This window comes from Acinetobacter sp. UBA991, assembly GCF_002292065.1.
Lineage (GTDB): Bacteria > Pseudomonadota > Gammaproteobacteria > Pseudomonadales > Moraxellaceae > Acinetobacter > Acinetobacter higginsii.
This window is the reverse complement of record NZ_DBBF01000023.1, coordinates 1-12,353: the sequence shown is the minus strand read 5'-3', so window position 1 is coordinate 12,353 and position 12,353 is coordinate 1. Positions and strand designations below refer to the sequence as shown.

Annotated in this window: 13 protein-coding genes; 7 read left to right on the top strand and 6 right to left on the bottom strand. The window is 39.3% G+C overall.

The window, feature by feature from the left end; translation table 11 throughout:
* Positions 1-44 precede the first annotated feature (44 nt).
* The 3 genes from B2727_RS09075 to metG form a co-directional block, all read right to left on the bottom strand.
* Positions 45-1,022, bottom strand: coding sequence for an MBL fold metallo-hydrolase (locus tag B2727_RS09075; RefSeq protein WP_033133497.1), 978 nt, complete (start codon positions 1,020-1,022; stop codon positions 45-47).
* Between the two features lie 129 nt (positions 1,023-1,151).
* Entirely contained in the window at positions 1,152-1,796 is a 645-nt protein-coding gene (locus tag B2727_RS09070; protein ID WP_227505284.1) for a sel1 repeat family protein, read from the bottom strand.
* Positions 1,797-1,938: 142 nt separating this feature from the next.
* Positions 1,939-3,996, bottom strand: a complete 2,058-nt coding sequence (gene metG / locus B2727_RS09065; RefSeq protein WP_033133499.1) for a methionine--tRNA ligase — start codon at positions 3,994-3,996, stop codon at positions 1,939-1,941.
* Between the two features lie 204 nt (positions 3,997-4,200).
* Here metG and B2727_RS09060 point away from each other — a divergent pair, with 204 nt between their 5' ends.
* Positions 4,201-4,668: a hypothetical protein gene (locus B2727_RS09060; protein WP_005205604.1), complete on the top strand. Its 468-nt coding sequence runs from the start codon at positions 4,201-4,203 to the stop codon at positions 4,666-4,668.
* 26 nt (positions 4,669-4,694) lie between these two features.
* Here the strand turns inward: B2727_RS09060 and B2727_RS09055 are convergent, their stop codons facing one another.
* Positions 4,695-5,192: a hypothetical protein gene (locus B2727_RS09055; RefSeq protein ID WP_005191215.1), complete on the bottom strand. Its 498-nt coding sequence runs from the start codon at positions 5,190-5,192 to the stop codon at positions 4,695-4,697.
* Positions 5,193-5,301: 109 nt separating this feature from the next.
* Between B2727_RS09055 and B2727_RS09050 the strand changes: the two genes are divergently transcribed.
* Positions 5,302-5,838 carry a GNAT family N-acetyltransferase gene (locus B2727_RS09050; protein WP_033133500.1) on the top strand — a complete coding sequence of 179 codons (537 nt, stop codon included), beginning with the start codon at positions 5,302-5,304 and terminating at the stop codon, positions 5,836-5,838.
* A 187-nt stretch (positions 5,839-6,025) separates the two neighbouring features.
* Positions 6,026-6,475, top strand: coding sequence for a hypothetical protein (locus B2727_RS09045; protein ID WP_033133501.1), 450 nt, complete (start codon positions 6,026-6,028; stop codon positions 6,473-6,475).
* Between the two features lie 95 nt (positions 6,476-6,570).
* On the opposite strand, the gene B2727_RS09040 is transcribed toward B2727_RS09045, so the two are convergent.
* Positions 6,571-7,251: a hypothetical protein gene (locus B2727_RS09040; RefSeq protein ID WP_033133502.1), complete on the bottom strand. Its 681-nt coding sequence runs from the start codon at positions 7,249-7,251 to the stop codon at positions 6,571-6,573.
* A gap of 263 nt (positions 7,252-7,514) precedes the next feature.
* Here B2727_RS09040 and apbC point away from each other — a divergent pair, with 263 nt between their 5' ends.
* Both apbC and B2727_RS09030 read left to right on the top strand, forming a co-directional pair.
* The gene (gene apbC / locus B2727_RS09035) at positions 7,515-8,744 is read left to right on the top strand and encodes an iron-sulfur cluster carrier protein ApbC (protein WP_033133503.1); all 1,230 of its coding nucleotides are present in this window, start codon (positions 7,515-7,517) and stop codon (positions 8,742-8,744) included.
* A 146-nt stretch (positions 8,745-8,890) separates the two neighbouring features.
* Entirely contained in the window at positions 8,891-9,769 is an 879-nt protein-coding gene (locus B2727_RS09030) for a 5'-methylthioadenosine/S-adenosylhomocysteine nucleosidase (protein WP_081406946.1), read from the top strand.
* Positions 9,770-9,793: 24 nt separating this feature from the next.
* Here the strand turns inward: B2727_RS09030 and B2727_RS09025 are convergent, their stop codons facing one another.
* On the bottom strand, positions 9,794-10,351 hold the full coding sequence (locus B2727_RS09025) for a DUF2062 domain-containing protein (RefSeq protein WP_032858878.1): 558 nt from the start codon (positions 10,349-10,351) through the stop codon (positions 9,794-9,796).
* A 316-nt stretch (positions 10,352-10,667) separates the two neighbouring features.
* Here B2727_RS09025 and B2727_RS09020 point away from each other — a divergent pair, with 316 nt between their 5' ends.
* Positions 10,668-11,261: a LysE family translocator gene (locus B2727_RS09020; RefSeq protein ID WP_004804846.1), complete on the top strand. Its 594-nt coding sequence runs from the start codon at positions 10,668-10,670 to the stop codon at positions 11,259-11,261.
* A gap of 106 nt (positions 11,262-11,367) precedes the next feature.
* Positions 11,368-11,937, top strand: a complete 570-nt coding sequence (gene dcd, locus B2727_RS09015) for a dCTP deaminase (protein WP_003653416.1) — start codon at positions 11,368-11,370, stop codon at positions 11,935-11,937.
* Positions 11,938-12,353: the final 416 nt, after the last annotated feature.

Here is a 12,353-nt window from a genome sequence, read left to right as displayed (position 1 = left end):
CCGAGAAGGTCGCTTTTTTATTGCCTAGAATCAACGCATCTCGCTTAATCTTTAAAATGCACAGGAATCCATTGATAGCTCTTTCCATCAGCAGAATAAATATGTCCAATCCCTGGGAATGGTAAATGGGGAGCAGCAATGGTTTGTCCATTTTTGGCGAAATCAGCAAACTGCTTTAAGCGTGTAGCGACGGCTTTTTTCGGGTCAATATCGTATTCAATCGCAGTTTTGGGTTGATCGAATTGCACAGTATGTGAATGCACGATATCTCCAATAAACACCACGCTTTCACCTTTGGTTTTTAATTCATAGCTAAAGTGACCAGGCGTATGTCCCGCCGTGTTAATGACTTTAAAGCCCTGAATTTCATCACCGAGTTTATAGGTCTTAAAGCGCTGTTTGGCTTGGTATGGGGCAATCGCTTGTTTAATGTGCTTTACGGTTCCTTCATAACCCGCTTGTTTATCTTTAGGAAGCTTGGCAGCCTGTTTTGGATCAAGCCAATAATTGGCTTCGTCACTGGAAACGTACACGGTTGCGTTGGGGAAATTGGCTACGCCATCTTTGCTGATGCCGCAAACATGATCAGGATGTAAATGCGTGAGTAAAATGGTATCGACCTGTTCCGGTTTGTAGCCTGAAGCCTCGAGGTTTTTTAGAATTGAGCCTAAATGGGCACCAAAACAACTGGCTGCACCGCTATCGACGAGTACCAATGATTTTCCAGTATTGACGAGGAAAGCATTGATGGAGGTCTGTACGCCTTTATCTTGATCAGCATAGTACTTCTTTAAGATTTGCTGGACTTGTTGCGGTGAAATATCTTTAAACAAGCTTGGTGACATAAAGTTAGTTCCATCGAGCAGGGCGGTAATTTGTACATCACCGACTTGGTGTTGGTAGTAGCCCGCAACCTGTTTTTGTTGTTCAATGATTGGCAGGATCTTGCTTGTTTCTGCATGGCTAAGTAAAGGGAAGCTGCTCAAGAATGAGACGGAAAGGAGGAGGGCTGTTTTTTTCATAGAATCATTAAATTTATTAGAGAAAAACTTTTTTACCATGAATTCAAATAAAATTGGGTATTTGAGCGCAGAAAAAAATCCACTTTTGTAAGCGGATTTTATGAGAGGTTCTCGTCTTAGCGTATGGCTTTAATGCTGGGTTAGCTTGGAAAAGTCTACCATTTCAAATTCTTCAAGATCACAATTTGCCAATGCACATTTCTGCTCGGTATAGGCCGCTTCACCTAAATTTTGTTTGGCCTTATTTGCCCAAAACGCAGCTTTTTTGGCATCTTGCTGTTCAACCGGCAGTCGAAAACCATATTCATCTGCAAGTGTCATTTGTGCAGCAACAGAACCTTGCTGCCCTGCTTTTTCGAGTAAGGGGATGTATTGCTCAGTAGTTGAATAGTATTGCGCCAGCAAATAACTTGCATAAGCATCCTTTTGATTGGAAAGCTTTTGAATTGGCTTAAGGTCGATTTGTTCTTTTAACGCTGAATCTTGTGAGAATAGAGCAAATTCTAAAAGTGCAACAGATGCAGTTGGGTCTCCTTGTTTGATATAGCGATTCATTTGCTTTAAAAATAAGTTTTGCTGTTGATCGATATATTCTTTTGCCTTCACCTCCTTATTCTCTGAAAGTAGCTGTTTTAATGTAGGATCAACTTTTATATTTTGATTCTCATCATCCGATTGGAATAAAGTATTGAATATTAGTTGAACTTGATCTTTGGCTTGTTGTACTTGAGGGCTAAATTGATAATCCGGTGCTTGAGCAACCGCACTATGCAAACAAAAAATGCTTAAAAAAAGAAAAGCTATTATTTTTTGGAACATGTTTTACCTGATGTATTTATCGTTCATTTAATATTTTGGTTGAATTATAGAAATAAAAAAAGGGCTTCCGAAGAAACCCTTACATCAGTTTTATATATTAAGACACTTTATCGCCTGGTTTTGCGCCAGATTCAGGTGAAATCACCCAAACACCTTCGCCATTACCTGCGGCAAGTACCATACCGTTAGAAATACCAAAGCGCATTTTACGTGGCGCAAGGTTTGCCACCATCACCACCAATTTGTCTTTTAGATCTTCTGGCTGATAAAACTCACGAATACCACTAAACACATTACGTGCTTCAGCTTCACCGACATCTAAAGTCAATTGCAGCAATTTATCAGAACCTTCAACGGTTGCTGCCTCAAGTACTTGAGCAACACGAAGGTCAACCTTCATAAAGTCTTCAATACCGATAATTTCAGCTTCACCTACTTTTGGCTCAGGCTTCTTCTCGGCTTTCTTTTCTTTTTTCTTCTCTGCTTTTGGTGCTTCTGCCGCAGCAGCTAAAGAATCTTTAGAGGCATCCACCATTGCCGCAACCGCTTTGGCATCAACACGTTGCATTAAAGGTTGGAATTGAGCAATTTCATGTGCAAGCAAAATTTGCTGACGTGATGCAAAGTCAAAACTTTCAAGTTGTAAGAAGGCTTGAACCTGTGCAGCAAGTGTTGGTAAGACTGGAGCTAAGTAAATCGCAAGTTGACGGAACAGGTTAATACCCACCGAACACACATCATGAACTTGTTGTTCCTGACCTTCTTGCTTGGCAAGTGCCCACGGTTTTTTCTCATCGATATACTGATTCGCACGGTCAGCCAACGCCATAATTTCACGGATTGCTGCCGAGAATTCACGTGCTTCATAAGCTTGTGCGATTGAATCACCTGCATCAATAAAGCTTTGAACCAGTTCAGACTCTGCACATGTATTTGACAAAGTATTATTGAAGTTGGTGTTAATAAATTTTGCACAACGGCTGGCAATATTCACCACTTTACCAACAAGGTCAGAATTCACTTTTTGAACGAAGTCATCTAGGTTCAAATCTGAATCTTCAACTTTGTCAGACAGTTTAGACGCAAAGTAGTAACGTAGATATTCAGGATTCAAATGCTCTAAATAGGTTTCAGCTTTAATGAAGGTTCCACGAGATTTCGACATCTTCTGACCATTCACCGTCAAGAAGCCATTCACGAATAAACCTGATGGGGTACGGTAGTTAGCACCTTCAAGCATTGCAGGCCAGAACAGTGCATGGAAGTAAACGATGTCTTTACCAATGAAGTGATAGACTTCTTTATCGCTGTCTTTTTTCCAGAAATCATCGAAACTTAAATCGGGACGTTTAGTTTTGATGTAGTTTTCAAAGCTCGACATATAACCAATCGGTGCATCCACCCAAACATAGAAATATTTATTTGGCGCATCTGGAATTTCAAAACCGAAATAAGGCGCATCACGCGAAATATCCCAATCCGATAAACCTGCTTCAAACCATTCGTCTAGTTTGTTAGCAATCGAAACAGGCAAACGGCCTTGGTCACGGGTCCATTTCTGTAAGTATTCTGAGAAATTCGGAAGTTTAAAGAAATAGTGATCCGATGATTTCTCAACAGGAGTCGCACCACTTAAAGTTGAACGCGGGTTTTCTAATTCAGTGGCGTTGTAGGTTGTACCGCACACTTCACAAGCGTCGCCGTATTGATCTTCCGCTTTACATTTCGGGCACGTGCCTTTAATGAAACGGTCAGACAGGAACATGCCTTTTTCAGGGTCGAATAACTGGCTAACAGGGCGAATGGCAATATTGCCGGCTTCACGGTTTTTAATATAGATTTCTTCTGAACGTGCTTTGTTCTCGTCACTATTGGTTGAATCATAGTGATCGAAATGTACGCCAAAACCATCAAAGTCACGGATATGTTCTTTCTGAACATTGGCAATTTGTTGTTCTGGGCTAATCCCGTTGGCTTCAGCACGTAGCATGATTGCTGTACCGTGAGCATCATCCGCACATACATAAGTCACATCATGGCCCATTGCACGCATCGCACGAACCCAAATATCTGCTTGGATATAACCGAGTAAGTGACCCATATGGATAGGACCATTGGCATAAGGTAGGGCATTGGTGACTAAAATTTTACGCACGGATATTGTTCTCTCATTCGTATTTGCAAGGCAGATGATTTTACATGACTTGGCCCCGACTTGCACAAGGGATTCGGTGAAATCTTTTCAAGCTGTGTTATGGGTCTATTTTCATGACTTCATGCAAGCTTCACTTGCACTTCAATCAAAACACATTTCCTTTACTGATAATGGCTGCATGCTCAATAAATAAAGGAACCAACCATGAGATCTTGGCATTTGCTTTGTGCATCTTTTTGCGCAAGTGTGGCATCGGTTTTTAGTTTTGTGATTCCCTATTGTTTGTTCTTAAACTTTCAACAAAACCATTTATTGCATGTGGTCAGCAATGCGATGCAAGTGATGCTATATCTCACTCCATTTCTGATCGTGCTTGCTTTTATCTTCTACGTTATTGTTTTATCAATATTGAAATTACCCAGCAAAATTTTTGATTTGGCGCAGTTTTTAAAAGTCAGTTTGGTCTTTTTTACGGGGTGGATGTGCTTAGTGCTGCTGATTTTACTAGAAGATCAAGTGAATGGCTTTGATTTTGAAACATTAGCCATGAGTCTTTTCATTTTTGTTGCGGTTTTGCCTGTGCTTGCATTGGGTTGTATCAGCGCCAATAGTTATTATGTGTTGATATGCAAAAAGAAGTATGGCGATTTAAATCAATTTGAGAGGATCTAGAGCAGGAGAGTATGCATCCCGAAGGATTACATACTTTGCATTTGTTTTACTGTGACACTGTGCTTTGAATTTTTTCTTAAAGAGATAATCTTTCCTTTAGATAGGAAATGAATGTGATAGCTCTTTAAGCCGTCCGTTTTCGGATCAAGGGTAATTTCAGCAAACATTGGCGTCTGCCAAAGTTCATCACTGCCCAAAGTTCCTAACCATGCTTGTGCTTTTAGTGCCACCGTAAATTCATCTTTGAACTCAAGCTCAGTAATACTCAGTTCACTGCACCAATGTTCGGTTTTAGGAAATTCAGCTTTAGAAAATTTCCAGCAGATCGTAAGCGCTAGACTGCTTTCAACAGGTGCTTTATCATCACTTTGCTGATGAATCACTGGAATTAACTGTTCAGCAAGATCTTTTTCAAACGAAAGAATCATGTTTTGGATTCTTCTTTTACTTGAAAGTATGTACTTCAAACGTTTTTCTTGGGCTTGAAGTTCCTGCTGAATTTCTAAGAGTTCATTTTCATTCATATTAGGTAATTCTGACAACGAGGTCTATGATTGAGATATTGCGGAAGTATATCCGAACTATCTCCTTATATTGTTAATAGTTTTTAATACAAATTTATTGGTTGCAAAAATGATCGAAACTGCACGATTACGCTTAAGACAATGGCAAGCAGAGGACTATGCATCCTTTGCCGCAATGGGCACCAATCCACAGGTGATGGAATATTTCCCTAAACTCCTGACTCGAGCAGAAAGCGATGCACTGATTGATCGAATGAAATCAATTATCGATGCAAAAGGCTGGGGCTTTTGGGCGGTTGAGCTAAAGCACAATCAGCAATTTATTGGTTTTACCGGTTTACATGATCAACCGACACAATTTTCATTTTCGCCGTGTGTGGAAATTGGATGGCGACTCGATCAAGCCTATTGGGGACAAGGTTATGCACCAGAAGCTGCCCAAGCGGCACTTGCATTTGCTTTTGATCAATTGAAACTGGAGAAAGTCGTTGCATTTACCACGTTAGAAAATGCCAAGTCACAAGCTGTGATGCGAAAATTAAATATGAAAAAAGTATCGGAGTTTCAGCATCCCGCTTTAGCCTCAGAGCATCCCTTAAGCTGGCATGTGCTGTATGAGATTCTACGATCTGATTTTGTTGAATAAATGGGATGTTATTCATTTATATGATTTTTATATCTAAAAATTAAAAGCTTTATCAATCCGCAATCAATTGAATCTTCCTGTATCCCATTTGTTTCAATTTGCAGCAATGGGCAAAAAAAAACTTCAAACACGGTATAACTAAGATTGATCCAAACAATATGTTTTTTACCTATAGTGAGGAAATATCATGACAAACGAAAAACTTGATGAATTAAAAGACCAAGCAGCAGAATTGGGTAATGACTTAAAATACAAAGCAAAAGAAGCTCAGCTACAAGGTGAAAAAGCAGTGGATGACTTAAAACACTCCGCCGAGGAGCTTAAGTTAAAAGGCGAAAAAGCCCTTGATGATTTAAAGAAAGATGTCTCTGAGCAAAATGCAGAAGGTAGAGAGGCAGTTTCATCTAAAGTGGATGATATTAAAGCCAAACTTGAAGATACCCAACATGCGGTTCAAGATAAGTTTGATCACTTTAAAGAAGAAGCTGGTCATAAACTGGATGATGCCAAAGCCAAAGCCTCTGAGCTAAAAGATGAAGCTGCTGCAAAGTTTGATGATCTAAAAGCTCAAGCAAGTCATAAGCTGGATGATTTAAAGAAAGCCGCAACGGATACGATCAATAAATTCAAAGGTTAAGCTTGCTAACCTTGTGATCGACTGTAGATCTTCCTCAAACATAGGCAAACTATGTTTGAGGATTTTTATTTGAATATTTTTTAAATGGGTTTCGATCATGTCGTACAAATAAATCGTACCGGCTGATTAATGGGCATATCAATGTATTGTTGGCGTTCTAGATCGAAAATCTTATAAAAGGGCTGAGTACGTTTTTGATCAGGGAAAAGTTGATTCATTAATGCTGTTTCTAAGGGTGGCTGAGTTTCTTGGTGATGTATTTTGCCTTCTTTATCGATGTAGAGTTTGACATTCAATCTGAAAGATTCACCTTCTAATGGAACACTTTTTTGTAAAAGCAAACAGGCCATTTCAGTTAAGGACGACGGTGAAGCAACCCGTCGAATACGTTGTATAACAGCTTGATCTTGCATGGAAATAAAATAATAGATTTGCTCATAGTTTGAGAATAGGCGTTTACTATTGTGATCACGTTGTTCTGCCGAAGTCTCTTGAGTGGGTAAATCCTCTGGTTTTATCTGTTGTGCAAGCGCTAAAGCATGCCGATTAAGTCGCTCTGAGTTGCTTGCTTTGAATAATTGAATCTTTAACCCATTTTTTTCTGGGCTGATTCTAATTGATACCTTAATTTCAGACGATGGGGATAGCTCTTTTTGCTTATTTACCACGATTTCTGTTTGTGGTGGCAATTGATAAACAGCACGATTCATCGATTCTTGGGCGAATAGCGGGAAGCAAGCAAAAAAACTACATATCGCCAAATAATATCGTGTCATTGAATACTCCCAAGTTAAGCATAAACATCATGTGACTCTGCATATGATGAAAGCGTCATCCCATATTCTCATCGTCGATCTGATCAGCTTAGTAATATATCCTGTTCCTGTGAAAAGTATCAGTTGCTGAAGATTGAAATTTAAAGCAGAAAAGTTGCTATAAAAAATGAGCAATTATCTGCTTTGATATGAGCGTCAATTCTTCAATACTGCTAAACTAGCCAAACTCAGTGAAATGTTGATCTGTTTTTGGAGTAAACAAAATGTCGTGGCTTTCTTCCTTAAAATCTGTTTTTTCACCAGCGCAAGAAGTGAAGGAAGACGAGATTCAAACAGTTCTACAAAATTATGTCCTGCCACATTCAGACAATGCGCTCAAAGAGCGTATCAGCCAAGTGAATGTACAAGGCCGTATTTTACAACTCACGATTAATACTTACCCGCAAGAAAAAGATCATTTACAGCAGATCCATGATGAACTGGCTGAAGCTTTGGAAAAGTGTGGGATCCAAGAATTAAACTTACATATTATTCAACAAAAACATGCGGCGCATGGTGAAGCAGGTCATAGTTGCTCATCGAAGCCAAAAGCAGAAAACAGCAATTTACCTCCTGTGATGGATGCATCACCTAAAGTAGAAGCCGATCCGAATAATCCCCCGATTCAAAAAGCTGCACCACAACAACGTGATGTGGCTGCTCATCCACGTATCCAAAATGTGATTCTGGTTTCTTCGGGTAAGGGTGGTGTAGGTAAATCAACGACTACGGTCAACCTTGCACTTGCATTGCAACAACTTGGTCTAAAAGTTGGTGTGTTGGATGCCGATATTTACGGACCAAGTATCCCAACCATGTTGGGCAATGCGGGCAGAACCCCACAGATTGAAAATGAACACTTTGTACCTTTAGATGCTTACGGCATGGCGGTACTGTCGATTGGGCATTTAATTGGTGCACACAATACACCTGTGGCATGGCGTGGTCCGAAAGCAACTGGTGCGTTGATGCAGTTATTCAATCAGACTTTATGGCCTGATCTAGATGTACTGGTGATTGATATGCCACCCGGTACAGGCGATATCCAACTGACTCTGGCACAACGTATTCCTGTGACGGGTGCAGTGATTGTCACCACGCCGCAAAATGTTGCGTTGATGGATGCAACCAAGGGTATTGAATTATTTAATAAAGTGAATATTCCAGTACTCGGTGTGATTGAGAATATGTCGACGCATATCTGTTCAAATTGTGGTCATGAAGAGCAAATTTTTGGTACAGGCGGTGGTGATCAGTTATCTGAGCAATATCATATTCCTTTGCTTGGTCATTTACCTTTAGATGCCAAAATTCGTGAACATGCAGATCAAGGCACACCAAGTGTGATCGCAAAGGATGCAGCCGCAGACAGTTATCTCAATATTGCCCAAGCCGTGTTGCAACAAATGGAGAAGTTACCCAAACGTCAGAAAGACGATAAGCGTATCTTCTAAAATGCTCAAAAACCCAGCATATCCTGCTGGGTTTTTACTATTTGATTAAAATAAGTTTTTATTTTTACGCTTTAAAAATAAATTAAAAAAATAAAAAATGGTATGTTGCTTGCTTATCACTTGTTTTGATTTTTGAGTATAGATCGATGATGCAATTTAAAAGCCTGATGGGTATTGTCAGTGTTTGTGCAGCTTTAGTTTTAAGTGGCTGTAATGGAGATAATTCTTCAAATAGTAATAACCAAGTACAGGAAAAACCAAAATTACAGCCGATTGTGATCCAAGGTGCATTACCTGTTGAATCAGAGCGAATGGCATCAAAACTAGAAAATGTCAGTGTAGAAACCATTGGTGGCTGGAAATTCTGGAAAGGCACCTATAAAGGTTATCCAATGGTGATCTCTAAAACCCGGATGGGGATGAGCAACTCGGCCGCAGCGACAGCCATTGCAATTCAGCATTATCAACCGATTGCGATTATCAATCAGGGCACCTCAGGTGGACATGATCCAGACCTCAAGGTGTTTGATATTGTATTAGGCAAATACACCACCAATATTGGTGCATTTAAAACGCCAAATAAACCGATTGGCGGTGGTTCTAATTCACTGGAGTGGAATGAAGCATTTGATGTATTACCAGAAGATGAGTCTGATCCAGAACCGATTGCGATTCGTAAATTCGAAGGGGATAAGGAGTTACTGATCGCCGCTTATAAAGCTAAAGTGCATTACAGCAAAGGACAAGTGGTCGAAGGCACCATCGGTTCAGCAGATACCTGGAATAATGAACTTGATCGTATCAACTTTTTTCATACCAAATACGGAACCTCTGTAGAAGAAATGGAAGCCGCATCGGTGGCTCAAATTGCGCAACAGTTCAAAGTACCATTCCTTGGGGTACGTATCTTATCGAATAATATTACCAATAATGGCGCCTATGACCCTGCAACAGGCGAAGCGTGTCAGGACTATGCACTTGAGGTCGCGGAGCAATATATGAAGGCGAAAGCAGACGCTAAATAATGAATATGATCGAGAAGAAATCATTTAAATGGTTTCTTCTCTCTGTTGTTTTTCTCGTTTGCGCCAGCTGCGAATCACGATCCAGCGCCACATCAGGTGAGTCGCTAGATAAAATAAAATGGCAAATAAAACAGCTTCAATGATTAGACCTGAAACTAAAATTTTGGCCAAACTAAAATCAATATGACCATGTCCAAAGTTCTTAATCCAGTTTAGAATTTGATGCAGAACACCAAGTAGCATCTCTTTGTTTATCATATTGACGTGATAAATTTTTGTCCCAAACCAAAAGCCTAAATACAGAATTGGCACCACGGTAAAAGGATTGGTGAGCCAAGCCATACAGAGGCCAATTGGTAAATTTACTTCAAAAAATAATACCGTCAGAATAATAAACAGACTATGAAAGGGGACGGGTAAAATCCCCCAGAAGGTGCCAATAAACATGGCTTTTGCAATCGAGCGACGATTCACATACCAAAGCAATGGATTTAAGGCGCGATCGCCAAAAATTTTCATCAGCTTTAAGCTCGCGACTTTCTCTGATGAAGGCAGCCACTTGTGAAAGAATTGCTTAGGCATAAATGCGGAAATAGACCCAATAGGACAGATAAACAGGAAATTGTATAGAAAATAACACGATTTACTTAGTGAAAACTTAAAATTACATCAGACATTATTGCACTAAAAATCAGCCCAAAATGGATAGGTTACATTTATTGTATTTTAAATAGACGCTTTTTATGCAGTGACTGTTGAGTAGAGTAGGCTTGAAATTTATAAAATAAATATAAAACAGTTGTTTAACTTGTATTTGGTCATAACTGTTTACAGTTAATTTTTTGCTATGGCTTATGAATTGGATTAATCTGAAACGATCTCCTAGTGAGGTCATTCAATGATTTCATGGTTCTTTATTGGTTTAGTCATTACCATTCTGTTGACGCCTGGTCCTACCAATACCTTATTGGCATCTTCGGGTATTCAAGTTGGATTACGCAAATCTTTACTCTTGATTCCAGCAGAAGCAATTGGTTATATCATCGCAATTAGTGCATGGGGCATGCTGATTGGTAAAGTCTCTACAACTTTACCTGCATTGCCTATCTTTTTGAAATTATTAAGTGCGGGTTATATCGTCTTTCTTGCGATTAAATTATGGCGCACTGCGAACCAAGAAGTGGCTTTAAATCAACCCACGATTCGACCTAGAGAATTGCTATGTGCGACCTTGTTGAATCCTAAAGCACTGTTATTTGCTTCAGCGATTTTTCCTGTTGCAGCATGGAAAAGCCAAGAGATTTATATGGCACATATGAGTACTTTTGTCGGTTTGATTTTGCCAATTGCATTATTCTGGATTTCAGTTGGTGCCATGTTAGCAACGAATAAAGTTGCATGGTTGTCTCAATCAAAATTACAGCGTACTGCATCTGTCGTACTTATGGCTTTTGCCATCCCAATTAGCTACTCAGCATTAATCAATTTATAACTTTGACAGCGTTATCCACATAACAGGATAGTGCTGTTGTTTTCATTGATACCATTTTACGTTAAAGTACTCGCCAATTATTAACTTCGTCTATGGATAAAAAGTCATGGCAATAAAATCTGATCGTTGGATTCGTGAAATGAGCGAAAAACACGGCATGATTGAACCTTATGCAGAGAATCAAGTTCGTTTTGATGAAAACGGAGAAAAGTTGATTTCTTATGGGGTATCGAGCTATGGCTACGATGTCCGTTGTGCGCGCGAATTTAAGGTGTTTACCAACGTTCATTCAGCGATTGTTGACCCAAAGAACTTCGATGATAAAAGCTTTATCGATATCGAATCTGATGTGTGCATTATTCCACCAAACTCATTTGCTTTAGCGCGTACCATCGAATACTTCCGTATTCCACGAAATGTTCTTACGGTTTGTTTGGGTAAATCGACTTATGCGCGTTGCGGAATCATTGTAAACGTAACGCCGTTAGAACCTGAGTGGGAAGGTCATGTTACCCTAGAGTTCTCAAATACAACCAATTTGCCAGCGCGTATTTATGCAGGTGAAGGTGTTGCACAAATGTTGTTCTTTGAAAGCGATGAAGTGTGTGAAACATCATATAAAGATCGTGGTGGTAAATACCAAGGTCAAACAGGTGTGACTTTACCGAAGACCTAATTATTAATCGTTAAAATTTTTAACCATTGATCATCGGGTCAATGGTTAATACCCTCTCAGTAAAAGTTAAATATAATGCTTATCACATCATCATAAATCGTATCGTTTTTAACGAATAATAATCCTTAAATTTTTAGTATTTCCTTATTTTTAATCAATTAGATTTATCCATCTAAATAAAATGTTCTACGTCTCGTTCTCTTTAAATTCAGGATAAGCACTCACCTGTGATTTATGCGATTGCTTGATGATGTTTTAACCATTGGTCAGGAAAATATACAAATTAATCAAATAATAAAAAAGATATGCTAAAAATAAATCGCAATTTTTTAAAATATTAAGAACAGGTGGGGATAATTGTGAATAAGATCTATCAAGTGGTATGGAATGCGACACATCTTTGCTGGCAAGCCGTG